Source organism: Paenibacillus sp. JDR-2 (genome assembly GCF_000023585.1).
GTDB lineage: Bacteria > Bacillota > Bacilli > Paenibacillales > Paenibacillaceae > Pristimantibacillus.
Genome location: NC_012914.1, coordinates 6302636 through 6328002, shown reverse-complemented (window position 1 = coordinate 6328002; position 25367 = coordinate 6302636). Strand labels below are relative to the sequence as shown.

24 protein-coding genes are annotated in these 25367 nt (G+C 50.5%); all 24 read left to right on the top strand.

Translation table 11 applies throughout. From position 1 onward, the window contains the following. Window positions 1-39: 39 nt before the first annotated feature. The 24 genes from PJDR2_RS27760 to PJDR2_RS27645 all read left to right on the top strand — a co-directional run bounded on the left by PJDR2_RS27760 (window position 40) and on the right by PJDR2_RS27645 (window position 25338). Window positions 40-2115, top strand: a complete 2076-nt coding sequence (locus PJDR2_RS27760) for a glycosyl hydrolase 115 family protein (protein WP_015847075.1) — start codon at window positions 40-42, stop codon at window positions 2113-2115. Window positions 2116-2564: 449 nt separating this feature from the next. After that, on the top strand, window positions 2565-3038 hold the full coding sequence (gene ybaK / locus PJDR2_RS27755; RefSeq protein WP_015847074.1) for a Cys-tRNA(Pro) deacylase: 474 nt from the start codon (window positions 2565-2567) through the stop codon (window positions 3036-3038). Between the two features lie 281 nt (window positions 3039-3319). Next, window positions 3320-4126, top strand: coding sequence for an alpha/beta fold hydrolase (locus PJDR2_RS27750; protein WP_015847073.1), 807 nt, complete (start codon window positions 3320-3322; stop codon window positions 4124-4126). 71 nt (window positions 4127-4197) lie between these two features. After that, entirely contained in the window at window positions 4198-4632 is a 435-nt protein-coding gene (locus tag PJDR2_RS27745) for a YciI family protein (protein WP_015847072.1), read from the top strand. Then, window positions 4629-5897, top strand: coding sequence for an RNA polymerase sigma factor (locus tag PJDR2_RS27740; RefSeq protein ID WP_015847071.1), 1269 nt, complete (start codon window positions 4629-4631; stop codon window positions 5895-5897). Before PJDR2_RS27745 ends, PJDR2_RS27740 begins: the two co-directional genes overlap by 4 nt. Further along, on the top strand, window positions 5897-6319 hold the full coding sequence (locus PJDR2_RS27735; protein ID WP_015847070.1) for a YciI family protein: 423 nt from the start codon (window positions 5897-5899) through the stop codon (window positions 6317-6319). The genes PJDR2_RS27740 and PJDR2_RS27735 overlap by 1 nt, the downstream gene beginning before the upstream one ends. 82 nt (window positions 6320-6401) lie before the next feature. Continuing rightward, window positions 6402-6776, top strand: coding sequence for a VOC family protein (locus PJDR2_RS27730; protein WP_015847069.1), 375 nt, complete (start codon window positions 6402-6404; stop codon window positions 6774-6776). Between the two features lie 115 nt (window positions 6777-6891). Beyond that, entirely contained in the window at window positions 6892-7329 is a 438-nt protein-coding gene (locus PJDR2_RS27725; RefSeq protein ID WP_015847068.1) for a hypothetical protein, read from the top strand. Then, entirely contained in the window at window positions 7326-7565 is a 240-nt protein-coding gene (locus tag PJDR2_RS27720) for a hypothetical protein (protein WP_015847067.1), read from the top strand. The genes PJDR2_RS27725 and PJDR2_RS27720 overlap by 4 nt, the downstream gene beginning before the upstream one ends. Window positions 7566-7575: 10 nt before the next feature. Further along, the gene (locus tag PJDR2_RS27715) at window positions 7576-8181 is read left to right on the top strand and encodes a hypothetical protein (protein ID WP_015847066.1); all 606 of its coding nucleotides are present in this window, start codon (window positions 7576-7578) and stop codon (window positions 8179-8181) included. Window positions 8182-8284: 103 nt separating this feature from the next. Then, window positions 8285-9835 carry a spore germination protein gene (locus PJDR2_RS27710; protein ID WP_015847065.1) on the top strand — a complete coding sequence of 517 codons (1551 nt, stop codon included), beginning with the start codon at window positions 8285-8287 and terminating at the stop codon, window positions 9833-9835. A gap of 12 nt (window positions 9836-9847) precedes the next feature. Continuing rightward, a complete protein-coding gene (locus PJDR2_RS27705; RefSeq protein WP_015847064.1) occupies window positions 9848-11029 on the top strand; it encodes a Ger(x)C family spore germination protein in 1182 nt (393 codons plus the stop codon). A gap of 18 nt (window positions 11030-11047) precedes the next feature. Then, entirely contained in the window at window positions 11048-11272 is a 225-nt protein-coding gene (locus PJDR2_RS27700) for a hypothetical protein (protein ID WP_015847063.1), read from the top strand. Window positions 11273-11300: 28 nt separating this feature from the next. Then, complete coding sequence (locus PJDR2_RS27695) at window positions 11301-12479, top strand: GerAB/ArcD/ProY family transporter (RefSeq protein ID WP_015847062.1); 1179 nt, start codon at window positions 11301-11303, stop codon at window positions 12477-12479. A 103-nt stretch (window positions 12480-12582) separates the two neighbouring features. Beyond that, window positions 12583-13374 (top strand): NUDIX domain-containing protein, encoded by a 792-nt coding sequence (locus tag PJDR2_RS27690; protein ID WP_015847061.1) that lies wholly within the window; start codon window positions 12583-12585, stop codon window positions 13372-13374. Between the two features lie 81 nt (window positions 13375-13455). Further along, window positions 13456-14382 (top strand): hypothetical protein, encoded by a 927-nt coding sequence (locus PJDR2_RS27685; RefSeq protein ID WP_015847060.1) that lies wholly within the window; start codon window positions 13456-13458, stop codon window positions 14380-14382. 26 nt (window positions 14383-14408) lie between these two features. Continuing rightward, window positions 14409-15908 (top strand): nicotinate phosphoribosyltransferase, encoded by a 1500-nt coding sequence (locus PJDR2_RS27680; protein WP_015847059.1) that lies wholly within the window; start codon window positions 14409-14411, stop codon window positions 15906-15908. After that, window positions 15905-16531 carry a nicotinate-nucleotide adenylyltransferase gene (nadD, locus tag PJDR2_RS27675; RefSeq protein ID WP_015847058.1) on the top strand — a complete coding sequence of 209 codons (627 nt, stop codon included), beginning with the start codon at window positions 15905-15907 and terminating at the stop codon, window positions 16529-16531. The genes PJDR2_RS27680 and nadD overlap by 4 nt, the downstream gene beginning before the upstream one ends. A gap of 22 nt (window positions 16532-16553) precedes the next feature. Continuing rightward, window positions 16554-17393 (top strand): ammonia-dependent NAD(+) synthetase, encoded by an 840-nt coding sequence (gene nadE / locus PJDR2_RS27670; RefSeq protein WP_015847057.1) that lies wholly within the window; start codon window positions 16554-16556, stop codon window positions 17391-17393. A gap of 187 nt (window positions 17394-17580) precedes the next feature. Beyond that, on the top strand, window positions 17581-18663 hold the full coding sequence (locus tag PJDR2_RS27665) for a LacI family DNA-binding transcriptional regulator (RefSeq protein ID WP_015847056.1): 1083 nt from the start codon (window positions 17581-17583) through the stop codon (window positions 18661-18663). 260 nt (window positions 18664-18923) lie between these two features. Continuing rightward, a complete protein-coding gene (locus PJDR2_RS27660; protein WP_015847055.1) occupies window positions 18924-21701 on the top strand; it encodes a beta-galactosidase in 2778 nt (925 codons plus the stop codon). 52 nt (window positions 21702-21753) lie between these two features. Then, window positions 21754-22719, top strand: coding sequence for an ABC transporter permease (locus tag PJDR2_RS27655; protein ID WP_015847054.1), 966 nt, complete (start codon window positions 21754-21756; stop codon window positions 22717-22719). A gap of 11 nt (window positions 22720-22730) precedes the next feature. Beyond that, the gene (locus tag PJDR2_RS27650; protein WP_015847053.1) at window positions 22731-23645 is read left to right on the top strand and encodes a carbohydrate ABC transporter permease; all 915 of its coding nucleotides are present in this window, start codon (window positions 22731-22733) and stop codon (window positions 23643-23645) included. 73 nt (window positions 23646-23718) lie between these two features. Further along, a complete protein-coding gene (locus tag PJDR2_RS27645) occupies window positions 23719-25338 on the top strand; it encodes a DUF3502 domain-containing protein (protein ID WP_015847052.1) in 1620 nt (539 codons plus the stop codon). The last annotated feature ends 29 nt before the right edge of the window (window positions 25339-25367 follow it).

Genomic DNA, 25367 nt, shown 5'->3' with positions numbered 1-25367 from the left:
TAAGGGGAGTTTTTTAAGACGGGGATTGGAGATGGAGAGATGAGAGATCGGTTAGGCGGGTTAACGGTTCATGCGGCAACGGAATATGACGTTCGTACCGGCTGGAGTACGCCAATTCAGCATGTCTGGAACATGATTGCGCGAGACCATGAGGCGGTGTTTGGAGCGGCGCCTAAGCTTGGCGGAGGAGACCGGGCAGCCATTGTTGTCCGTTACGCGGAAGAGGGAGATAGCTGTCCGGCGTGGGCGGAGGGCTTTAGCTTTCAGTTCGCAGACGGAGAAAAGGGAGGCCAATTGCACATTGTCGGCCGGGATGAACTAGGTATCGTTTACGGGCTTTTGCATTACAGTAAGCAGGTGCTGGGCGTCGATCCGTTCTGGTTCTGGGCGGAACTGCCTCCGGTGAGGCGCGATGCCATCGAGATACAGGCTGCTCCTTATGCGAGCCTTAAGCCAAAGGTTCGCTACCGCGGCTGGTTTGTGAATGACGAGGTATGCCTGATCGGCTGGAAGGAAGAATATCCTCCCGGGGCGGAAGTATGGGCGCCGGTGTTTGAAGCTTTGCTCCGTTGCGGCGGCAATATGGTTATTCCGGGCACCGACCTGCCGAAGTCCGGCATTCATGCCAAGCTTGCGGCGGAGATGGGGCTATGGCTGACGCATCATCATGCGGAGCCGCTTGGCGCGGAGATGTTCCTGCGGGCTTTTCCGGGCAAGCAGGCAAGCTATAAGGAGCATCCGGAGCTATTCGAGCAGCTGTGGCGGGAAGCAATTGAGCATCAGAAAAACGACAAGATCGTGTGGGTGCTCTCATTCCGGGGCCAAGGCGACAAGCCGTTCTGGGAAAACGATCCGGCCTTCGATACGCCGGAGAAGCGCGGGAAGCTGATCTCCTCCGTTGTTCAGCGGCAATACGATATGATTGCCGGGCAGGTCGAGCAGCCGGTCTGTTCCATGGCGATGTACGGAGAGATCGCCGAGCTGTACAAGCAGGGCCATATTGAGGTGCCGGAAGGGGTTATCAAGATTTGGGCGGATAACGGCTACGGCAAGATGGTATCGCGGCGTCACGGCAATCTGAATCTGCGGGTACGGGCGCTGCCGGATAGCGGGGATGAAGGGAAGAACGGCGTCTATTACCATGTGACGTTCCATGATCTTCAGGCCTCGAACCATCTGACGATGTTTCCCGCGCCAGCCGAACTTATTGCGGATGAACTTGGGCAAGCCTTTGACGCGGGCGCGGACGAGTATCTGCTCGTCAATTCCGGCAACATTCTGCCGCATCTCTATACGCTTGATCTTTGCGCGAAGTTATGGCGGGACGGTGTGGGGGACGCGGATGCGGAGCTGCGCTTGTTTGTGGAACGGTATTATGCGGATGAACGGGAGGTTATTGGTCAGCTGTACAAGAATTATGCCGCCAATACGATCCCTTACGGACCAAATACGGATGATAAGGCTGGAGATGAATTCTATCATCATCCGGCACGTTTGATTGTGGGACATTGGCTTCAAGGACGAACGGATACCAACACCCGCCTCATCTGGGCGGCAGGGGATATTCCGTTCCTCGAGCAGGTACGCTGGTTCAGGGGGAAAGCGAAGCAGGCAATACCGGGCTGGACGCAGCTTTACGAGGAGGGCTGCTTAATTGCGGCGCGATTGCCGGAAGAGCAACGCCATCGGCTGGAGGTACAGCTGCTTGTCCAGATCGAGCTGCATCTTAGCGGATGCAAAGGGCTTGCCGCGATTTGTGCCGCTTACGAGAGCTATCACGCGGGACGATTTCCACAGGCATTTATCCATGCCTCCCATGCGGTATGGGATTTCTCGGCGGGAAGAGCAGCGCTTGACCGCGCGGCGGCAGGCCGGTGGGAGAACTTCTATCGCGCGGACTGGTTAACCAACATTGCCAATACGGTTGACCACTGCGAGACGGCCCGCAAGTTCCTGCGGCTGCACGGTGACAGCCCGGACATGTTCCTCTGGTACAAGGAGTATCTGATGCCGGAAACCGAGAAGCATATCTACCTGGAAAATACCCATCGCAATCCGCTCCCGGACGACGAGCTCGCCCGGCGGCTGGAGGAGAAGTTCAGCCAAGAAGGCTAAGAGCAGACAGGTCCATTGCGAGTTTAAGGCCCCTAAGAGACCTTAACGGCAGAAAAATTCGAGGCAGCAAGAAGCTTAAGGCCCTCTAGGGGCCTTAAGCTTAGAAAAAAGCCTCGACAAGGCTTGAATCCGGCACTCGTCGCAAGTTTAAGGTCCCTAAGGGACCTTAACGGCAGATAAATTCGAGGCAGCAAGAAGCTTAAGGACCTCTAGGGACCTTAAGCTTCTTTTGTTGGAGGGTAGCTGGTTGGTTAGTGATAAGACCCTTGGAGGGTCTTATTTGCAAGGAAAGTAGCTAGTTGGTTAGTGATAAGGCCCTGGCAAGGTCTTATCGGTTATGGATGGTGCGCGGACGTGCGGAGTTGGTGGGTTATACTCGTATTGGTCTCAACTTCAATTCCTTGGTATAGTCAATCTATGACTATACCAAGGAATTGAGGTTTTTTATTATGTCTAACAAAACAAATGCCTGCCGTAAGCTGGACGCTTTACATATCAAATACACGCTTCACGAATACGAGTGGGACGAGGAACATTTGGACGTCGATACCGTTGCGGACAAGGTTGGTCTTCCTTCTAACCAGCTTTACAAGACTCTTGTGCTGAAGGGAGATAAGACCGGCGTTATTGCTGCCTGCATCCCGGGAGATAAGGAACTGAATCTGAAAAGCTTGGCGCAGGCAAGCGGCAACAAGAAAGTAGAGATGGTCGCGGTAAAGGAGATTCAAGCTTTAACGGGGTACATCCGCGGCGGTGTATCTCCGCTTGGAATGAAGAAGAGCTATCCGTTTTATTTGCACGAAACCGTGACGGGTATGGAACTCATCAGTATTAGCGCGGGAAAACGCGGATTGCAGATCTTCCTCAGCGGCGCAGATCTGGCCATCGCGTCTGAAGGCAAGTTGGTTGATATCGCGCATTAAGACGGGTTGAAGCTTCTTTCATCCGGCAAGTATCCAGCGATTGCTAGACACATAAGCGGCTTCGTTCCCATACATTACCCCAATCTCAAGCTGGTCCGTGTCGAGTAGAGCGGCCAGCTCCCCATCATCACTATATTCCCCTTTGAAAACCATCCGTGAACTACCCCAATTTCCCTGCCGAAAAACTTTTTTCGAATTTTTTATAACCGATGTCGATTATCCCGTCTAGCGTTCGTTGTTATAGTAAGAAGCACAAAAAACAACGGTTAGGAGAGAACGACATGAACACAGTGATCTCGAAGGACGGCACCAAAATTGCTTACGATAAAACAGGGCGCGGCCCGGCGCTCGTATTGGTAGCGGGAGCGTTCAGCTACCGGAAGTTCCCGGGGCAGGTGGAGCTTGCGAAAGCGTTGTCCAGCCGGTACACCGTCTATAACTATGACCGGCGCGGACGCGGCGACAGCGGAGATGCTTCCTCTTATGCGATTGAACGGGAGATCGAGGATCTGAACGCGATTATTGAAGCAGCAGGCGGCTCCGCATATGTCTGGGGATTATCCTCCGGCGCTGTGCTTGCTCTCGAAGCGGCAGCAAGCGGCTCTAACATTACAAGGCTGGCGCTGCATGAGCCGCCGTTTATCGTGAAGGCGGAGGATCGGAAGCCGCCAAGCGATTTTACCGAGCATGTTGGCAAGCTGATTGCAGCAGACCAACGGGCGGAAGCGATCAAATATTTTATGACTAAAGGCATGGGAGCCCCTTTCTTCGTTATTCCGATGATGAGAATGATGCCGGGCGTATGGTCGAGGCTGATGGCGGTAGCGCACACGCTTCCTTATGATGCGGCTTTGCTCAAAGGCTACATGAACGGCCATTCGCTGCCGAGGGACAAATGGAGAGGCGTTGCTGTTCCCACCGTCGTGCTGGAAGGCACGGAAAGCCCGGTATCCCTGCGGCACGCCGCGCAGCAGACGGCAGAGGTATTGCCTAATGCGAAGCTGATCAGCAAGAAAGGCCTTGGGCATACGAAAAAACTGCAAACGGACAAAATCGCCCACGAGCTTACTTCTTTCTTTGCGGTTTAAATGATTAGCAGGTAATGGCAATGAGGCAAGAGAACAGTTAAGAACAATACCAATACCAGGAGGGAATTACAATGAGATTCATGATGATCGTAAAAGCTACTTCGGATTCGGAGGCAGGCGTTCTGCCAAGCCAGGAGCTGATTGACGCTATGCAAAAGTACAACGAGGAGCTTGTGAAAGCAGGCGTCTTGCTCGCCGCCGACGGTCTGCATTCCAGTTCCAACGCGGTCCGGATTTCGTATCCGGAGCCAGGGGGCAAGCCAAAGGTAGTCGACGGTCCATTTACGGAAGCAAAAGAAATGATCGCCGGTTATACGCTGATCGAAGTGAAATCAAGAGAAGAAGCGATCGAGTGGGCGCTCCGCATGCCGGATCCGCATGGTTACGGCCAAGGCGAGATTGAGCTCCGCCAGGTGTTCGAGGTGGAAGAGCTGATGGAGGATCCGGAATCGCGTGCCAGAGAGGAAGAGCTGCGCAAGCAGATCGAGGAGACCAAAAACGCGTGAGCGTCTCCCAAACGCATCGCACCATCGAAACGATATGGCGAATGGAGTCGCCCAAGCTGATTGCAGGCGTAACGCGGATCGTTCGGGATGTCGGACTGGCGGAGGATATTGCCCAGGATGCGCTTGTCATCGCGCTTGATCGCTGGCCCGAAACGGGCATTCCGGAGAAACCCGGTGCCTGGCTAATGACTACGGCGAAGCGCCGGGCACTGGATCTGCTGCGGCGCAACAAGCTGCAGGATCAGAAATACGTCGAAATAGCCCGGGAAATAGATACGTATACCGAGGATGATGTAGAACGTGCTCTAGACGGGGAGATTGAAGACGATCTGCTGCGGTTGATCTTTATGACCTGCCATCCGGTATTGTCGCAGGACGCAAGAGTCGCGCTGACGCTGCGTTTGTTATGCGGCCTGACAACCGACGAGATTGCCCGTTCCTTTCTTATCGCAGAGTCAACGGTTGCCCAGCGGATTGTCCGGGCGAAGCGTACGCTGAATGCGGAGAAGGTCCCTTTTGAGGTGCCGGTCGGCAAAGAGCTTGAAGAGCGGTTGTCCGCTGTTCTCGAAGTGATCTATCTGATGTTTAACGAGGGGTACTCGGCTACCTCCGGGCAGAACTGGACGCGCCCGCTTTTATGTCAGGAGGCGCTTAGGCTGGGACGTGTCCTTGCCGCTATTGTACCGGGAGAACCGGAGGTTCATGGGCTGGTCGCCTTGATGGAAATTCAATCCTCAAGGCTAAAAACCCGCGTGAATGCGCAAGGCGAGCCGATCCTTCTGATGGATCAAAACCGGGCGTTATGGGATCAGCTGCTGATCCGCCGCGGGCTTGCTGCCCTGGAGCGCGGGCAAAAGCTGGGGCGGACGTTAGGTCCGTATGCGCTTCAGGCATCTATCTCCGCTTGCCATGCGGTGGCGCGTACCCCGGAGGATACGAATTGGATTCGGATTGCCGCGCTTTACGAAGCGCTATCGAGGCAGACGCCTTCTCCTATTGTGGAGCTGAACCGCGCTGTTGCTATCGGAATGGCTTTTGGCCCGACCTATGGGCTGCAGCTTGTGGATGCCCTTTACACCGAACCTGCACTCTCGGAATACCATCTGCTGCCTAGCGTTCGGGGTGATTTGCTGGAGAAGCTTGGCCGTTATGAAGAAGCCGCTGCAGAGTTTGAACGGGCAGCCACGATGACCCGCAATGAAAAGGAGCAGGCGTTATTGCTGAAGCGGGCGGCAGCATGCAGGCAGGAAGGAGGGCAGGCATAATGCGATACTTAATGATGGTGAAGGCGTCCGGCTTTACCGAAGCGGGAATTGGTACAGGCAGGGATTACGCGGCAAAACTGCTATCATACCGGAATGACCTGAAACAGGCTGGTGTGCTTCTTGCTTATGAAGAGCTGCAGCCAAGCTCGGCCGGGTTAAGAGTCGATTATCCGACAGGCGGCGGCGAGGCGGAGGTTTGGCCGGGACCTTTTTCAATAGACCAGGGGCTTATCGCAGGGTTTACCTTAATTGATGTCGACACGGAAGAAGAGGCGCTGCAATGGGCGCTGCGCATGCCGGTTCCGGCTGGACAAGGAGCATATGGCATTGAGCTTCGCAGGCTTGAGGACCGGTTAGTGCAATCGCATAATCCAAGACAGGCCGCCATGGAGCTGGATCTGAAAAATTACCTGCAGCTGTAGGACCTGGACGGCATGTTAGCAGACCGTCGTTTGTGGTAATATAAGGCTTGGCAATTACTCTAATCTAAGGAGTGTAGAATCAATGATTAATCAGCTTGGACAAGTGATGCTGTACGTGAACGATCAGGAGAAAGCACGGGTGTTTTGGACGGAAAAAGCAGGGTTTAAAGTTGTGGCAGAGGAAGAAGCCATGGGCCAAAAGTGGATCGAGCTTGCTCCGGAAGGCGCGCAGACCTCCATCATTTTGCATGATAAAGAAGTAGTTGCCAAAATGTCGCTCGGAGTAAACCTTGGCACGCCGTCGTTAATGTTCTTCTCCGACAAGCTGGATGAGCTGTACAGCGAATTCAAGAACAAGAATGTAACGGTAGGCGAGCTTGTTGAGCTGCCTTTCGGCCGGGTATTTAACTTCGCGGATGAAGAAGACAATTATTTCGCCGTAATGGAAAGAAAATAAACGATATGCCAGCCTTGGTGGTCTCCGATCATCAAGGCTTTTATTTTGCCGGAACAAGCAACATCTCGCTCCCCGTTGACGTTGTAGCTATATGTGGATAAGGGAGGAATTTCTAATGAAATTAGGTATAATTCTTATGCTGGTATTTGTTTTATTGCTAGGGGGCTGCGGAACCGAAAACGGGAGCGGGAATGGGAAGTTGACTCAAGCCCGGCAGGAGAATACAGCGAAGAGCGCTCCTCCCGAAGAGACAACGGTAAGCTCGGCCAGCTGGGTGACGGACCGGATGATTAGCTTCCGGAATCATGTTTATACCGGCACGGAAGAGAAGGTAGATTCGGTTGACGGGAAGTTGGGAGAAATCAAACATCATCTGACTGAAGAAATGGTTAATGAGCCCGACGAGTCCTCCAACTATTACAAGGAAGGGACCGCACTCTATCAGATTACAGGGGTTCCCGTAGAGTCCGGTATTGCCGTTGAGACCGGCCCCGGTCATTACGTCAAAGCCGTACCCGTGGAAGAGATATTGGGAGGAAGCAGTCAGGAATGAGTTATATAGCAAAATACGCGGTACTGTTTGTGGTCACCGTTGCGGCGGGAATGGGGTATGGAATGTATGAATCGGGATTAAATGTTCCGCCAGCAGTGTTTTACGTTGTATGTATTATTGTCTTTTTTGCATTCATCTTGTTCCCTATCCTCTACGTTACTTACTTCACCAAAAATATGTACCGGGTAGAAAAGTTTTTGATGCGCTACTCTAATAAGCCTTATTATGGCATCTAGGGGGATGCGTTTGATTACCAAACGGAATATGGTTTTGCTAGCTTTATTGCTTGCTGCTCTTTATCTGGCCTTTAAGCCATCCGGCTTGTGGTTCCTAACAACGGAAGGCATGGCTGCAATCGCAAACAATACGGAGGATTACACTGATCAGACCGGGTATGTATTGCCCGAAGCCTATAAAGTATCTATCGATTTGTCGGATTTGGACAGCAATATCGGGAAAGAGCTGTATAACGACGGAACTTATAAAATCTATGTATCATCGCTAGATAACACGGGCAGCATGAGATCCGGAGGATATCGGATCGGCTTCAGATCGAAAGGGACTTATTCTCATCATGGAGCCTCTTTAATATCGGGTGTCCAGCACAAAACGATAGATGAACATTCCTTTACAACGATAATGTCGTCTAAGATGGCAGCTTCATATAACAACAAGAGTTATACCAGTTCCCAGTTTGCCTTAAGCGGCCTTAATTACAAAGACGGAGACGACTTTGGCTTCTATATCTTCCCGTCCGAAGCTTACGATAAGGATATCTCTTTCCAGGAAACCGGGACGGTAGAGCTGACCGTTACGGATCTGTACAAAAATATTTGGAGCAAGAAAAGCTGATTGCTTTTCCTGCTCTTTTTTTCTGCCCGCGTCCAAGTTTAGCCACCCTTCGCGGATGGTCATAATGGGAAGGATAGACTTTCATCCTGGAGGTAGCTCGCTTATGCACCGGCAACCATTCACGAATCGTTCGAGCTCCAATGACAACCAAATGCTGCCCGAGTACGCCAATATTCCGATCGATCCTTCGGTTGAAAATAATTTATTGAGGATCAAGCGCGATATGGGCGGCAGCGATGATCTCATTATGCGGCAAATTCACAATGAGGGAATAAATACGGCAGCGGCGGCGGTCGTCTATATCGACGGACTGTCCAACGCAATGGCCATTAATCAATACATATTTGACGTGCTGGATTATTCCTTGCCCCGATATGACGGGGAGGACATGATGACGCTTGATGCGGGAACGCTTGCGAGAAAGCTGCTGAACGGCATGGGGCCGGTCCGCACCGTATCCGACCTGGGCTCCCTTTACAAAAATCTGTTGTCCGGCGAAGCGATTATATTGCTGCGGGGACATCAGTACGCTTATTGTGCGGACATTCGGGAATGGAAAGGCCGGGACGTTACGGAATCCACAAACCAGACGTCCATTCGGGGACCCCGGGAAAGCTTTACGGAGACTCTCCGAACCAATACTTCGCTCATTCGGCGGAAGATCAAGGATCCACGGTTATGGCTTGAAACGGTCACCATCGGTCATATAACCAAAACCGACGTGACACTCATGTACATTAACGGGTTAGTGAAGCCGGATGTTCTTCAGTTGGTCCGAGATCGGTTAAGCGAAATCAAGATCGACGGTATTCTGGACAGCGGTTATATCGAGGAATTAATCGAGGACAATAAATGGTCACTGTTTCCTACCGTGTATAATACGGAGCTGCCGGATAATGCGGCCAGTCAGCTGCTAGAAGGCAAAGTAGCCATTCTCGTGGAAGGTACGCCCAATGTCTTGATAGCGCCTACCCAGATGGTTACTTTTTTTCAATCCACGGAGGACTATTACCAGCGTTCTTTCTATGCAAGTTTGTTGCGTATTTTGAGGTTCGGGAGCGTTTTTATCTCGCTTCTTTTCCCGTCTCTGTATATCGCGATTACGACGTTTCACCGCGATATGCTGCCTGCCTCGCTGCTGATTTCCCTTGCCGCACAACGGGAAGGCGTACCGTTTCCGGCCTTTTTCGAAGCGCTGATTATGGAAATTACGTTCGAGATCCTGCGGGAAGCGGGTCTTCGAATGCCGCGCGCGATTGGTCAAGCCGTATCTGTCGTGGGTACGCTTGTAATCGGCCAGGCGGCTGTGGAGGCGGGAATCGTGTCCGCGGCAATGGTTATCGTGGTGTCTATTACGGCGATCTCCACGTTTACGCTTCCGGCCTACAGCATGTCGATACCGGTGCGCATTCTCCGGTTTGCCTTTATGGGCGTGGCGGCGAGCTTTGGACTCTTTGGCATCATAATGGGCTTCTTTGTCCTTATGCTCCATCTGTGCGCGCTGCGTTCCTTCGGAGAGCCGTTTATGGCCCCGTTGTCGCCATTTATCAAAACGGATATGCAGGATGCCTTATTCCGTTTGCCCAGATGGCTAATGTTCAAAAGACCGGATACATCAATGGGGACGAATTCCAGCAGAATTCGCAAAAATTAGGGAGGCATCATCATGCTCTACAAATTTGCCATTTCGATGTTATGCCTTCTGATGTTGACAGGCTGCTGGAGCAGACGGGAGTTGAATGAGCTCCTGATTGTTCTTGGAATTGGAGTGGACTGGGAAGACGGGCATTATCTCGTGTCGTTTCAAGTCGTTAACCCAAGCGAAATTTCCAATCAGCAAAAAAGAGGCGACCGTCCCCCAAGCACATTGTTTCAGGGGAGAGGGAAAACGCTGTTCGAAGCGGCAAGAGCGGTTACGGCGGAAGCGCCGCGCAAAGTATACGCCGGGCATTTGCAGATTTACGTGATTGGAGAAGAAGCGGCAAGAAGAGGCATAAACGAAATCATTGACAATGTTGCCCGCGATAACGAAGCAAGAATGGATTTTAATATTATCGTGGCCAAAGGAAATAAAGCGGAGGATGTTCTTAAGCTATATACGCCCGTAGAGAAGCTGCCTAGCTACAGCATGCAGCAGTCGCTGCAGACCTCGGAGAAAAACTGGGCGCCTACGATTGCCGTAACGCTGGACGAAGCGATAAACAAGCTTTCTTCGCAAGGAAGCGAGATTGCGTTAACCGGCATACGGGTCATCGGCAGCCCCGCAATTGGGGAAACGAAACAAAACGTAGAAAAGTTTTTGCCGCCAAGCCGCTTCCGATATTCGGGCATTGCGGCTTTTAAGGAAGACAGGCTGATTGGCTGGCTGAACGAGAAGGAGAGCAGGGGCTATACCGATATTACGAATAATCTGGATAGTACTTCGATCGCTGTACCATGCGGGGAACAGCGATATTTAGGGGTTGAAGTGACATCCTCGGATTCCAAAATCAAAACCAAGGTTGTAAACGGAAATCCGGAGGTTGAGGTATCTATCCGAACGGAAGGAAATATCGTTGAAAGAACGTGTACGGACGTTGATTTATCCGATCCCGCCACCATCAAGAAGCTGGAAGGACAGACTAAGCAAGCCATCCAAGGAAATGTTGAAGCGGCCGTGCTGCGGGCTAAGGAATTGAAGTCGGACATTTTCGGCTTCGGCACCCAGATGGAGAAGGAGCATCCCGCCTACTGGAATAAGGTTAAGGATCAGTGGCGCGAGGAGTATTTTCCTCAGCTTAAGGTAACGTACAAGATCAAGATGTTTATTCGGGATACCGGCACGATAGAGAACAGTACGATCAGATAAGAGAGGGAGGGGGATCGAATGACATCCGTATTGGCTGTTCTGGCTTTGGCGGCAGGCGCTTTTTGGTTGGAAGCTCCAGGGCTTATTCGCCGTCAGCAATTCCGGGAGCTTTCTGCATTCCTTGTCCTTCTGCTGATCGGAACGGTTTTGTACAGTCTTTTGATGCTTCAACTTTCGCTCCCTAACCCGTTTATGCTTGTCAAATGGATGTTCCGCTGGATGGGGACTGCAAAATCATTCTAGAGGAAAAGTAGGGAGGAGGGGGTTCGAAATGTCTATTTACTTGAATGCGAAAATATCGGTTAGACAGTTCGCGATTTTGATTATGATCGGTACCGTTGGCGACTCGATTCTGATCATGCCGACGATTACGGCCGCCTCCTCCAAACAGGATGCCTGGTTGTCGATGCTGCTTGCTTTTATTGCCGGAATTCTCACGGGAGGAATATTTGCGGCTATTGCCAACCGGCTGCAGCGGGTAAGCTTGTATGAAGCCATCCGGCAACGATTAGGCTTATGGTTCGGAGGCTTCTTTTTTCTTCTCTTTATATTCTCGTCATTTATGTGCATCCTGACGCTGCTTAGCGAAATGAGCCAATTCATGACGACGCAATTAATGCCGGAAACGCCGGTTAACGCGATTATTTTGTTTTTCGGGGCTGTCATTATAATTGCTTACCGCTATGGTATTGAGGCTTATGCGAGAATGGGAGAAATACTGTTTCCGGTCATGATGGGACTGTTTGTGCTTCTTGTCGTTTTGCTGATGCCACAGATTAAATGGCCCAATATGCTTCCTATTATGGCGAGGGGGTTCTTGCCTATTATCAACGGGGCGCTTCCCGCGTATTGTACGGGTTTTGTCGAAATGGCTGTACTGCTCATGCTGGTTCCTTACGTTGAAGGCAACGGCAAGCTCACGAAACATGTACTGAAAGGATTTATAGTCGGTGGCATCATCCTGTTTCTTATTGTTCTCCTTAGCGTACTCGTATTAGGTCCGGCTCTTATGGAGACCAAATATTATCCGACCTTTGTGCTTGCCCAGAAAATTATGATTGGCCATTTCTTCGAGCGGATCGAAGCGGTTATGGCCTTTTTGTGGATTATTACGGTATTCTACAAAACGCTGCTTCATTTCTTTACGCTTACAACAGGTCTGGCGCAAGTGTTTCAGTTGAAGGAAAGCAAGATGCTGACCATTCCGCTTGGCATGATTCTGCTTGTCTGCACGGTGGTGGGGACGCCGAATATTACAACCTACAATCAGATACTGATTAATTACTATCCCTGGTTTGATTTGACCTTTTTCCTTGCGCTGCCGGTCATCATGCTATTTCTTATCATAGCTATCAAAAAGAAGCCGCCGAAGGTGCAGGGACAGCAGCCGCAAGGGCAGCAGCAAGGCCAACAAAATCCACAACAGCCGCAGCAGCAACAGAAAAATTAGGCGAATTATTTTCCGAAAAACACTTGTTCCTTTCGTGGGATCATGTTAATATGACATTATAAATAATAAAACATGAAATATGAAATATTATTGAGGTGATGAAATGGCCCGTTACAACTCCGAAGAAGAAGTTCTCGCCAATTACGATCCGAAGAAATACCGGACACCGGATGGCTATACAAGCGATATTGCGGTATTTACGATCATTAGCGAGCCAATCGCACCAAATAAACCGCCGAAACGGACGATGAAGCTGATGCTGATCCGCCGGGCACGGCATGACCGTGAAGGAAGTCCAAATATTGAAGGCGGGAAGTGGGCACTGCCGGGAGGTTTTATCGACCCCGAGGAGGTTGCCTACGAAGCGGCGAAGCGCGAATTGTCCGAAGAGACCGGCGTACAGGGCATTCATATCCGGCATTACGGGGTCTATGACAAGCTGGGCCGGGATAAGCGGGGATGGATCATCTCAAATGCCCATTACGCGATTGTGCCGGAGGATTATCTCGAGAAACGCAAGGCGGCCGACGATGCGGAGGAGGTGGCGCTCTTTACGATCGAGGAGATTAAAGAGCTGGAGCTTGCCTTTGACCATCGCGAAGTGATTGCGGACGCTTACGAAATGATCCGGAAGGATATGCTGCTCTCGACGGTTGCGCGCAGCTTCCTGCCGCAGGAATTCACGTTAAGCGAGCTGCAAAGCGTGCTCTTAACCGTTACGGACAGCCCGAAGGTAGCGAAGTATTCGACATTCCGGAACCGTGCCGAACGCCTCCCGTTTATCGAGGTCGTTCGAATCGACGGCGAAGCCAAAACCACATCAAGAAACTCCAAGCGACCATCGATTTTGTACCGTTTCAAAGAGGGAGAACCTCTGGAGTCGATCTACTTCTAAAGGTATTGTCACAATACCTGTTCTTTTTACGATTAATATTTCATAAAACATGAAATAAGGAATAAGAGGAGATGGCTAGCGATGACTTCGAATAATCAGCTTGTTACCCCGTTTGACCGTTTGTTCCGGGAGGCCGAGATTGGCGGCAAAAGCAGCGCCACAATGAATGTTGTGCTAGCAGAAGCAGCAAAAGAGCAGCTGCCGCCAGCTGAAGAAGATCAAGAGAAAATCCTGCTCCTCGTCATCGATGAGCAGAACAGCTTCATTGAAGGCGGGGACCTGGGGGTTCCAGGCTCGGTACAGGATACCATTCGGCTTGGAAAATTTATGTATAGAAATTTGCATAAAATCACACAATTCGCATTGACCAAAGACGTCCATACGCCGCTGCAGATTTTTCATCCTTGCTGGTGGATAGACCGCAATGGCAAGCATCCCGCACCTGTTGAAACGGTCATTACGGTTGATTCGGTCATGAATGGGGAGTGGACGCCGGTCTTTTCGCCGGCGAGAAGCCTTGCTTATCTTCATGAGCTTAAGGCGGGCGGGAAGCGGGAGCTTCGTATCTGGCCCTACCATTGCCTGGAAGGAACAAACGGCGTGGAATTCGAAGGACAATTTATGAATCTGGTCTACTTCCATACGGTAGCGAGAAGAAGCACGCCGATTATTTTGGAGAAAGGACAGGATCCTTTAAGCGAAATGTACGGCGCGTTCTACCGGGAGGATGGCGTGGCGAGCGACGCGAACCGGGCTTTTCTGGACAGTCTCACGGAATACAACAAAATTTATGTCGCCGGTCAGGCACTCTCGCATTGCGTACTCGATACGCTGAAGCATATTTTGGAGCATCATGCGGAGAATCGGGCATTGACCGAAAGCATTCATTTGCTGACGGATTGCTCGAGCCCGATACCGGGTACGGAAGCTTTGACGGATACGGCGATTGAGGGGTTAGTTAAGCGATACGGCATTCGGCTTGCGACAGCGGAAGGCCTGACGATATAAGGATAAGGATACGGAGGTAACGGGAGATGGACAACGTACAGCAAACCAAGAAATATGCGGACGACAGCCTTGCGCTGCACACTGACTTATACCAGGTTAATATGGTGGAGACTTATTGGGCGGAAGGAATGAGCGAGCGGCGAGCGGTATTCGAACTCTTTTTCCGAAAGCTGCCTTTCGGGAACGGCTATGCGATCTTTGCGGGATTGGAGCGGATTATCGAATATGTGCAAAGCTTTGGATTCACGGATTCGGACCTGGCCTACCTGAATGAAGAGCTTGGTTACGAAGAGGACTTCCTCGCTTACCTGAAGCAGCTTCGCTTCACCGGCAAAATTACCGCCATGCGCGAAGGAGAGCTGGTCTTCGGCAATGAAGCGATACTCCGGGTAGAAGGTACGCTGGCTGAAGCCCAGTTTATCGAGACGGCGCTGCTTAATATCGTAAATTACCAGACGCTGATCGCGACAAAAGCTTCGAGAATCCGCAATGCCGTTGGAGATGCACCGCTTCTCGAATTCGGCACGCGCCGTGCCCATGAAATGGATGCCGCGCTATGGGGTTCGCGGGCTGCTATAATCGGCGGCTGCGATGCGACCTCGAACGTGCGCTGCGGCAAACGGTTTGGCGCAAAGGTGTCGGGCACGCATGCCCATGCGATGGTGCAGGCGATGCTGGACGAATACGAAGCGTTCCTCCGCTATGCGGAGCGGCAGAAGAAGATGAACCGCAAATGCGTCTTCCTTATCGATACGTACGATACGCTCAAATCGGGCATTCATAACGCCATCCGAGTCGTGAAGGAGCTTGGCATCAAGGATTTGTTCGAAGGCGTCCGGCTTGATTCGGGCGATCTTGCTTATCTCTCGAAGGAAGTCCGCAAGCTGCTGAACAAAGCGGGTTTTCAAGACACTAAGATCTATGCCTCGAATGATCTAGATGAATATACGGTCCTGAATTTGAAGTCGCAAGGCGCGGTTATCGATGCATGGGGTATTGGAACAAAGCTTATTACGGCGTATGATCAGCCGGCTTTAGGTGCAGTCTATAAAATTGTGGCGATTGAAGATGATAATGGAAAAATGGTCGATACGATCAAAATTTCGGGCAATCCCGAGAAAGTGACAACTCCGGGAAGGAAGAAGCTGTACCGGATCATTAATCTGGTGAATCACCGCTCGGAGGGCGATTATATCGCGCTGGAAGAGGAGAAGCCGCAGGAGGAAGGTCGTCTCAAGATGTTCCATCCGGTGTACACCTACATCAGCAAATTCGTAACGAATTATGAAGCGAGAGAGCTTCATGCGGATATTTTTTTGGGCGGCAAGCTGGTATACGAGATGCCACAGCTCTATGAGGTGCAAGCTTTTGCCAAAGGAAATCTGGAGCTGCTGTGGGACGAATACAAACGGAATCAGAATCCGGAGGATTATCCGGTTGACCTAAGCCAGCGCTGCTGGGACAACAAGATGAATCTCATCCATGCGATGAAGGAGAAAGCGGAAGGAGTGGCCAAAGAGACATGACGACAACCCCCCGGAAAATCGGCATATACGGATCTTCTTTTGACCCGGTAACGAATGTGCATTTATGGACGGCTTCGACGGTTGCGCACCGCAAAAACCTGGATTTAGTGATCTTTCTTCCTTCATCCAGCATGAGACATGACAAGAAAACCAATACGGGCGACGAGCACCGGGTTAATATGATTAAGCTTGCGATTCAGGATAATCCGAAGTTTGTGTTGGATCCCTACGAGCTTACGGTCCTTGCGGGCATGCAATATACGTTCCATACGATGAGGCATTTCCGCGAGCAATATCCGGAGGATGAGCTGTATTTTATTATGGGCGCCGATCTTCTGGTCGATATCGCGGACGGCAAATGGTCGCATGAGAAGGAATTGATTGAGGAAAATAAGTTTATCATAATGGCACGTAATGGAATCGACATGACGGAAGCGATCTCCCGTTCGCCGCTGCTCCGCAATCATGACGACGGCCGGTTCCAGCTAATGAGCAAAGGGCTGGCCATGGAGATCAGCTCGACCTACATTCGGGATGAATTCAGCCGGGGCGGGGAACCGAAATATTTGCTGCCGGATTCGTGTTATGACTATATCAAGCAAAACGGCTTGTACCGTATTTAACGTTTAAAGGAGGCGCATGGTAATGACCTTGCAACAGCAGATTATTGAGAAATTGGGAGTAAAACCGCAGATTGACGCGCAGGAGGAAATCCGAAGAACGATTGATTTTATAAAGGATTACATGACTTTTGCGCGAAAAACCGCCTTGGTTCTTGGTATTTCGGGCGGACAGGATTCGACGCTTGCCGGCAAGCTTTGCCAAATGGCGGTGAATGAATTAAACGACGAAGAGGGAGTAAAGACCTACCGTTTCATCCCCGTCCGGCTGCCTTACGGCAACCAAAAGGATGAGCAGGATGCGCAGGATGCGATTGCTTTTATCGGGGCGGAAGGCTTTATCACGATTAACATTAAAGCGGCCGTTGACGCCGGAGCAGCGGAATACGAAGCCCGGACAGGGAAGAAGCTGAGCGATTTCACGAAGGGCAACCGGAAGGCAAGAGAGCGGATGATCGCGCAGTTCGAGATTGCGGCGGAAGAGAACGGGCTGGTTGTCGGAACGGACCATGCGGCCGAGGCGATCACGGGCTTTTACACGAAATTTGGCGACGGCGCTGCGGATCTGACTCCGTTATACCGGCTGAACAAACGGCAGGGGAGACAGATTCTGAAGGAGCTTAACTGCCCGGAGCATCTGTATCTGAAGGCCCCTACCGCAGACCTTGAGGAGGATAAGCCGCAGCTTGCCGACGAAGTTGCTCTAGGCGTAACTTACGACGATATCGACAACTATCTGGAAGGCAAGGAAATTGGCGAGGACGAGCGGCAAAAAATCGAAAATTGGTATATCCGGACCATTCATAAACGGGAGCAGCCGGTGACCGTATTCGACCGTTGGTGGAAAAAGGTTGACGGAAAATAGGAGCTTCCAGGCATGAAGCCTACCCGGCATTCGCTAAAATGACGGGTAGGTTTTTTGTCATGTTGGGCGGCGTTAAAGGTATAGGTCGTTAATACTAAATCCAAATAATTGCAAGAGATTGTTTTTATTTTCGAAAAAATCTGCTATTCTACTGGTGATCAGCTAATGGATTGGGGAGTGATAACTTTTGAAACCGGTTACAGTGTATGATATTGCGAAGGAAGCGAATGTATCGGTTGCAACGGTATCGCGGGTTTTGAACAACACAGCCCCCGTAAAAAAGTCAACGAGAGATCGCGTCGTAGAATTGATGAACAAGTACCAGTTTCAGCCTAATGCATTAGCTCGAAGCCTGTCCAAGAAGGAGACGGGGATGATCGGCATTATTTTGCCGGACATCACCAACCCGTTCTTTCCGACAGTTCTGGCCGGGTTTGAGCAAGAGGCGAGAATCAAAGGCTACACGTTCTTTCTATGCGATACCGTTTCGACAAACGGGGATTCGAAGGAGCAATACGAGCGTGAATCGCAGTATCTCAGCCTGCTGATGGAGAAGCAGGTAGACGGCATCGTTATGATCGGCGGCCGGATTAACCTGGCTAAACCTAGCGAAGCGATGGTCAGCGAAGTTGTTGATATTAGCAAACGCGTACCGACTTTGCTTATTAACGGCAATTTGCCCGGGCAAAATATTCATTCCGTTTGCGTTGACGAGCGGGAAGGGGCCGAGCTTGCAACGCAGCATCTGATCGATCTCGGTCATCGGGATATCGCATTTGCCGGGGGCTATCAGAGCATGGCCAATACGCTTCAGCGTGTTCAAGGCTTTGTGAAGACCATGCAGAAAAACGGGCTTAAAGTCCGGAAGGAATGGATGCTGGATGGCGGCTTTACGGTAGAGAAGGGCAAGCTGTTCATGAATTATTTGCTTAGCCTGCCGGAGAGGCCAACGGCGGTATTTTGCGCGAATGATCTAGTGGCGATTGGCGCTCTTAAAGCTGCCTATAATGCCGGTCTTCGGGTTCCGGAGGATCTGTCGCTGGTTGGTTTTGACGATGTTCCGTACGCGTCCAACAGTATACCGGAGCTGACGACGGTGTCTCTCAAATGCTATGACATCGGGAAATATGCGGCCGAGCAGCTGCATAAGATGATTACCAAAAGCAAAGTAAGCAAGAAGGCAAAGCTGAGACCAGAGTTGGTCATTCGGGAATCAACGGCTCCGCCAATAGGCTCAAGGCCAAATGGGCCAAATGGAATATTTAGATAAATATTTCAAAAAACTTTCTTGACAACGCTTTCATGTCTGATTTATTATCAAGGTGTCAAAGCAATACACGGTTCGAACAAAAATGAAACCCGTTTCAATGCAATCGGCTATCATCATATTTTCCACATGAAATGCACGTAAGAATACCGTAAATATGACAGTTAATGTTGTTTCGGATCGAATGTGTATTTTATTTTTACCAAAAAATGAAACGGGTTTCATGAAACGGGATACATGTTATCGATCGGGGGTCGTCTAGAATGGGTTTGGATACACAGGCGATATCGGCAGTTCAGTTCGAGGCCGATGCAGTACGTATACACGGAGAACCCAAGCTGCTCTTAAGTGCCTCGCTCTTTTACTTCCGGATTCCGAGGCTGCTATGGAAGGAACGGATGGAGCAGCTGAAAGCTTATGGCTATAACAGTATCGATGTCTACTTCCCTTGGAACTATCATGAACTGCGGGAAGGGGAATGGGATTTCAGCGGAGAGCGTGATGTCGAAGCCTTCCTCGAAGCGGCAAGAGATGCAGGATTATGGGTGATCGCAAGACCGGGACCTTACATTTGTTCCGAATGGGACGGAGGCGCGCTTCCCGCTTATCTGCTGGCGCAAGGCATCGAGATTCGGCAGAATGATCCGGTATTTCTATCCCGGGTCGCCAGCTGGTTCGACCGGATAATCCCTCTTCTGAAAGCTTACCAGGCTGACGAAGGCGGAACGGTTATCGCGGTACAGCTGGAAAACGAGCTCGACTTCTATGATTGCAAGGATCCGAAAGGGTATATCGGCGCATTAAGAGATTTGGTGCTGGCGCATGGGATTTCGGTTCCGCTGTTCGCTTGTGCGGGTCAAGGCGGCTTGCTTCAAGCAGCAGGAATTGCAGAGGGAGTAGCCCCAACCTGCAACTTCTATCCGAATGACCGGGATCCCGAATTCGAGCAGAAGGTGCTCCATTACGGCGGGCTTATGGAGGAGCTTGGTTATCCTCTCCTCGTAACCGAGACAAACCGCGCGCATTACCTGCTTCGAAGATTACTCGGCTGCGGCGCCAAGCTTCTCGGACCTTACCTTCAGGTATCGGGTACGGATTTTGGCTTTACGAACGCCACGAACAACTGGGGTAAACCGCTTGCGTTTATGACATCGGATTATGATTTTGGCGGAATGATCTCGCCGGAAGGGCATATCCGGGAGGAAGCTTACGAAGGCAGGTTGCTCGGCAGACTGATTGAAGCTTACGGAAGCAAGCTGGCAGAAGCGAAAGCAACCGGAGCAGCGGATGAAGATCTCATTCTGAGCGGTCAATGGAATAACATTGCCGGCCCGTATGTGCTAGATCTGAAGGACGGCGGCCAATTGTTGTTCCTGACGAATCTGGATGATGAGGATAAGGAAATTGCAATAGCCGGTTCTGATTCGTTTGTCTTACGGGGAGGCCGATCGCTGGCTCTGCCGTATCAGATTCCGTTATCGGGCTGGGGATTGGAAGGGATTCTGGAGCAATCAACAGCGGAGCTTTATTATGCGAAGCAGACGGCAAGCTGCCAAGTACTTGCTTTCCATACCGAAAGCGCCGGTCAAATTCAGTTAAGCAGTGGGGAGATTGCTGCCGTTGAAGCCGAGAACTGTGTGACAGACATTCAAGATGGACGGTTAAGCATCAAGTTCGATGGAACATCGGATGCCGTATGCCGGATAAATACCCGCAGCGGAGCCGTTTTGACGATTGCGATCCACGATAAAGTAAAAGCGCTTTATATGGATGATCTGGATGAAGAAGGGTTATTGCACAGCTGTTCATCAGAGATTCAACCTACTGATAAAGAGCAAACGGAGGTCACCAATTGGCAGCTTAGCTCCTTGAATGGAGCGGAGCCGATGACCTTGCCAGGGTCAAGGCAATCGAGATCTCAAGCCGCATACCTGGAACAAAACGAGATTTATCGAGGGTATGGCTGGTATGAAGCAGATGTTCCGGTTGATCGGGCGGTTACGGCAGAGGGTGTACTGATCCAAAACGGCAGTGATGTGATTTCGCTTTATGCGGATGGTCATTACGTTGGAACTACGGTTCCGGGCGGCAGCAGCAGCTATCTCGCGTTAAAAGAAGGGCTGGCGCAGGGTAAGCTGGTTGCCCGAACGGAAATTTGGGGACATTCCAACTTCGATGATTCCAGGCTGCCGGGCTTAAAGCTTAACGCATTAAAAGGACTTACAGGCATGACGCTTGTAACAGGGCAGCATGAACTAAGTCGTAATTGGAGCGTGTACCGCGCTGCGGACCGAACTATTCGACCGGAGCTTACGGCAGAAGCCGACCGGAAGCTGTGGCCGGTTGTGAACTTGGGCGGCTGGCTGTCGCCGGATCATCCTGCCTTTGAATACTACCGGAAAAGCTTTATTCCCGGAGAACGGGCAGACAGCTGGATTCTTCACTTTGAAGGGATGCAATCGACGGCGAAGGTGTTTGTTGATGGCCAGTGGGCTGGGGATGTTGGACCATTTGATCCTTATCTTGACCTCTCCAATCTTCTCACAGCCGGGCAATCAGCAGAACTCGCGATCTTCCTGGAGAGAGTAATTGGCCTTCCTGCTGGAAGAAGAGCTGTCATGTATGAAGGAATCAAGGCAGTGAACTGGGTGATTAGCGGGGCGGAAGAGCCTGAGCTATCGGCCCATGCGAATGCAGCACGTTCACAGTCTCAGGTTACGGAGCTTCCCGTGCAGCTCGAGGCGGGTCAGACGGCATGGCTGTACAACACCATTCAGAATTCAGATAACGGCAAGGGTTGGCGCGCAATAGTTTCCGGATCGGGGCTTAAGCTGACGGTGTTTCTCGAAGGACAAATCGTTGGACGGATCTGGACACCTGGCGAAGAAGGACGGCCGGTTATTACCGGAGGCAGTCAGCAGTCGGTTTACTTGCCGGGCGTTTGGTTTAACAAGAAGGAAGGCGAGATTGCTATCCTCTTGGAAGCCGTTGATCAAGCAACACCTTGCAGGCTGGAAGCCATCAGGCTTCAACCGGTCTAGCCGGAAGAAAAAAGGCTAGAAATTAATTAGTAATTGGTAAGGAGGTCTTCACATGGAAAAGGTTATACAACCAGCCATCCAGAGCAAGCCGCGTACGGAAAGCTCAGGCAGGCTGAGACGATTCTGGAACAATAAAACTTTGCTTCTGATGTGTTTGCCGGCAATTGCGTTCTTCATTGTATTTGCTTATCTGCCGATGCCAGGCGTGTATCTGGCGTTCATTCAGTACAATTACGCGGACGGCATATTCAAAAGTCCGTTTGTTGCCTTCGACAACTTCCGCTTCCTCGTTATGAACGGCGACCTGTGGCGGCTGACTTTTAATACCGTAGCTTATAACGTTGCTTTTATCTTGCTGGGGAATTTGCTGCAAATATTCGTAGCTATCCTGCTTAACGAGCTGCGCCGCAAATGGTTTAAGAAAGTAGCTCAAACCTTATTGTTCCTTCCGCACTTTATCTCGGCCGTACTGATCGGTCTGATCGCTTACAACATTCTGAGCTATGATTACGGCCTGCTGAACCATTTGCTTGCATCTATCGGCATGGATCCGGTAAAAGTCTACTCCAATTCTCATGTATGGCCATTCATTATCGTAATAACCTACTTATGGCAGTCAACAGGTTATGGCTCTATCGTATACTTCGCAGCTATCATGGGTCTTGATAATGAGATCATTGAAGCTTCTGAAATCGATGGTGCAAACGCTTTCCAACGGATTATCTATATCGTTATCCCATGGCTTAAGCCAACGTTCATTATTTTGTTGCTGTTCTCGCTTGGCGGCATTATGAAAGGCAACTTCGGTTTGTTCTACAACTTGGTTGGAGCAAACAATACGGCATTGTACTCGTCGACGGATATTATCGAAACTTACGTATTCCGTTCGCTTATGACGAATTTCAACTTCTCTATCGGTAGTGCAGTTAGCTTATATCAATCGGTGTTCGGCTTCGTGATCGTTATAACGGCCAACTGGCTCGTTAAAAAGGCGTCGCCAGAAAACTCGTTATTCTAGGGGGTGCTGACATGGAAGAGAATATCGTAGAATCCAGAAGCATTCGGACAGATGCGAGCGAAGTCATTGTCAGAACGTTTGGTTACGTTGTGATTTCCATCTTTGCGCTTTGCTGTTTGCTGCCATTCCTTCTCATCTTGGGTACATCGTTTACTTCGGAGTCGGCTATCAAGAAATTTGGCTTTAACTTCTGGCCGAAGGAATTTAGTACCTTTGCTTACAAAATCGTATTCGAGAATCCTGATATCATCGTTGGTTCTTATATTGTAACGATTCTGCTTACCGTGGCGGGTACGGCAATTGGCTTGTTCCTTGTCGCGATGACCGGTTACGCGCTGCAACGCCCGGACTTTGGTTACCGGAACGGCATCTCGTTCTTTATCTACTTTACGACTTTGTTCTCCGGCGGTCTTGTTCCTTTCTACCTGCTCGTGACGCAGTATTTGAGCCTGAAGGACAATTATTTGGCCGTCTTGCTGCCAGGGCTTCTCAGCCCGTTCCTGATCATCATGATGAAAAGCTTTGTTCGCTCCATCCCGCATGCCATCACGGAATCGGCTAAAATCGACGGAGCAGGGGATTTTACGATTTTCCTGCGGCTCATTCTTCCGATGACGACTCCGGCTCTTGCAACAATCGGTTTGTTTATCGCGCTTGGTTACTGGAATGAATGGTATAACTCGATGCTGTTCCTGTCGCCGAATATGGAATACCGTCCACTCCAGCTTTTCCTATATAACGTCGTTACTAGCGCCGACTTTGTCCGCAACTCTGCAGCAGCCTCCAATGTCTCGCTTCGGGATGTTCCGCTCGAGTCCATGAAGATGGCAACGGCTGTTGTTGCAACTGGACCTGTTATTATGTTCTATCCATTCGTACAACGCTACTTCATTAAAGGTATTACCGTAGGCGCAGTTAAAGGTTGATGTGCCGAAGGCCAAAAGGCCTCATCACATAACGGGCAAAGCCCAAATTATTAAAAACAAAGGGGAGACGTGCATGTTTAAGAAAAGTTCCGCAATCTTGCTCTCTATTTTGATGGCTTCCAGCTTGGCAGCCTGCTCCGGTAACAACAACAAAGAGAATAAACCAGCAGACACAGCTAAACCAAGCAACAATGCAAGCACAAACACAGAAGGATCAACAAACACTGGCGGCGATGCGGCTGTTGACACCTCTAAGTTCGTCAAAATCACCTATATGGTGCTTGGTAACAAGCCAACTAACGGACAATTCGAGAAGGTGCTTGCAGAAGTTAACAAAATCATGAAGGAAAAAATCAATGCCGAGCTGGAATGGAAATGGATTGAATGGACGGACTGGCAAACGAAATACAACCTTGCGCTTGCTTCCGGCGAACCGGTTGACCTGATCACAATCGGTACGGACTGGCTCGATACTTGGGGCAATGCTCAACGCGGCGCCTTTATGAACCTGGATGATCTGCTTCCTAAATATGCGCCTCAAACCTATAATTCGATTCCGCAAGAGGATTGGGCGGAGTCTAAATACAACGGTAAAATCGTCCTTATCCCTGAAGATCAATATACGCAATGGGTTAACCATGGCTTCTTCTACCGCGGTGACTGGGCGAAAGAAGCAGGCATTACAGAGCCAATTAAAGACTGGGAAGGCATTGGCAAATATCTTCAATACATTAAGGACAACAAGCCTGACGTAATCCCTTGGGATGCGGTTTCAGGAACAAGTACATTCGGCGGATTCGATACTTCCTACACGGATAACCTTGAGCTGCCAATCTCTACAGGTTACCTGCCGGTATTCACGACCAAATCGTATGACGAGAAATACACCGTTAACAGCCCTGTCTTCGAAGATACAATGGTGAAATACGCAACCATGATGAAAGAATGGGCAGACAAAGGCTTCTGGCGTGAAGACGTACTGAACAACAAAAACGATACACGCGCTTCGCTGCGTGCGGGCCTGACAGGTATGGACCAGCACCATACGCAAACCTTTGGCGGTCTCCGCGTTCAAATGGATAAAGACCAGCCAGGATCCGATCTGCAAATGTTCCCGTTTGCCCGCCAAGGCGGCAACAACCTGCTTGAGCTGTCCATCACTCACGGCGGTACTTCCGTAGGCGCACACAGCAAAAACCCTGAGCGCGCTCTGATGGCTTACGACCTGATCCGCAACGATGAGCAAATTTACCACCTGCTCAACTACGGTATCGAAGGCGTACAGTACGAAGTAAAAGACGGCAAACGTCAACAACCAGCTGGCTATGACGAGACAAAAGACGGCTTCTACTCCGACTTCTGGGGCGGCCGTGTCGACAAATTCGAGATTCCAAGCGTAACGGTATGGGATCAACTCGAAGAAACTTATTACGCTGAGTATGACAAAATCAAAAAAGCGTATCCTTACGGTCAATTCGTATTCGACAAAACTCCTGTTGAAGCAGAGCTGACAGCGATTACGCAAGTAACCGGCGAGATGGGTCCAGCTATCGCTTACGGTAAAGCAGGCGACCCTGTCAAAGCGGTTGAACAATTCCGCAGCAAGCTGAAAACAGCCGGCTACGATAAAGTTCTTGCAGAGCTGCAAAAACAAATGGATGCATACAAAGCAAAAATGGAATCCGGTCAATAAGCAAGGAAGGAAGCCGGGATTTGACGCCA

Coding starts and splice junctions, on each gene's coding strand:
- PJDR2_RS27760 (WP_015847075.1), top strand. CDS start 40: ATGAGAGATCGGTTAGGCGGGTTAACGGTTCATGCGGCAACGGAATAT.
- ybaK (WP_015847074.1), top strand. CDS start 2,565: ATGTCTAACAAAACAAATGCCTGCCGTAAGCTGGACGCTTTACATATC.
- PJDR2_RS27750 (WP_015847073.1), top strand. CDS start 3,320: ATGAACACAGTGATCTCGAAGGACGGCACCAAAATTGCTTACGATAAA.
- PJDR2_RS27745 (WP_015847072.1), top strand. CDS start 4,198: ATGAGATTCATGATGATCGTAAAAGCTACTTCGGATTCGGAGGCAGGC.
- PJDR2_RS27735 (WP_015847070.1), top strand. CDS start 5,897: ATGCGATACTTAATGATGGTGAAGGCGTCCGGCTTTACCGAAGCGGGA.
- PJDR2_RS27730 (WP_015847069.1), top strand. CDS start 6,402: ATGATTAATCAGCTTGGACAAGTGATGCTGTACGTGAACGATCAGGAG.
- PJDR2_RS27725 (WP_015847068.1), top strand. CDS start 6,892: ATGAAATTAGGTATAATTCTTATGCTGGTATTTGTTTTATTGCTAGGG.
- PJDR2_RS27720 (WP_015847067.1), top strand. CDS start 7,326: ATGAGTTATATAGCAAAATACGCGGTACTGTTTGTGGTCACCGTTGCG.
- PJDR2_RS27710 (WP_015847065.1), top strand. CDS start 8,285: ATGCACCGGCAACCATTCACGAATCGTTCGAGCTCCAATGACAACCAA.
- PJDR2_RS27705 (WP_015847064.1), top strand. CDS start 9,848: ATGCTCTACAAATTTGCCATTTCGATGTTATGCCTTCTGATGTTGACA.
- PJDR2_RS27700 (WP_015847063.1), top strand. CDS start 11,048: ATGACATCCGTATTGGCTGTTCTGGCTTTGGCGGCAGGCGCTTTTTGG.
- PJDR2_RS27695 (WP_015847062.1), top strand. CDS start 11,301: ATGTCTATTTACTTGAATGCGAAAATATCGGTTAGACAGTTCGCGATT.
- PJDR2_RS27690 (WP_015847061.1), top strand. CDS start 12,583: ATGGCCCGTTACAACTCCGAAGAAGAAGTTCTCGCCAATTACGATCCG.
- PJDR2_RS27685 (WP_015847060.1), top strand. CDS start 13,456: ATGACTTCGAATAATCAGCTTGTTACCCCGTTTGACCGTTTGTTCCGG.
- PJDR2_RS27680 (WP_015847059.1), top strand. CDS start 14,409: ATGGACAACGTACAGCAAACCAAGAAATATGCGGACGACAGCCTTGCG.
- nadD (WP_015847058.1), top strand. CDS start 15,905: ATGACGACAACCCCCCGGAAAATCGGCATATACGGATCTTCTTTTGAC.
- nadE (WP_015847057.1), top strand. CDS start 16,554: ATGACCTTGCAACAGCAGATTATTGAGAAATTGGGAGTAAAACCGCAG.
- PJDR2_RS27660 (WP_015847055.1), top strand. CDS start 18,924: ATGGGTTTGGATACACAGGCGATATCGGCAGTTCAGTTCGAGGCCGAT.
- PJDR2_RS27655 (WP_015847054.1), top strand. CDS start 21,754: ATGGAAAAGGTTATACAACCAGCCATCCAGAGCAAGCCGCGTACGGAA.
- PJDR2_RS27650 (WP_015847053.1), top strand. CDS start 22,731: ATGGAAGAGAATATCGTAGAATCCAGAAGCATTCGGACAGATGCGAGC.
- PJDR2_RS27645 (WP_015847052.1), top strand. CDS start 23,719: ATGTTTAAGAAAAGTTCCGCAATCTTGCTCTCTATTTTGATGGCTTCC.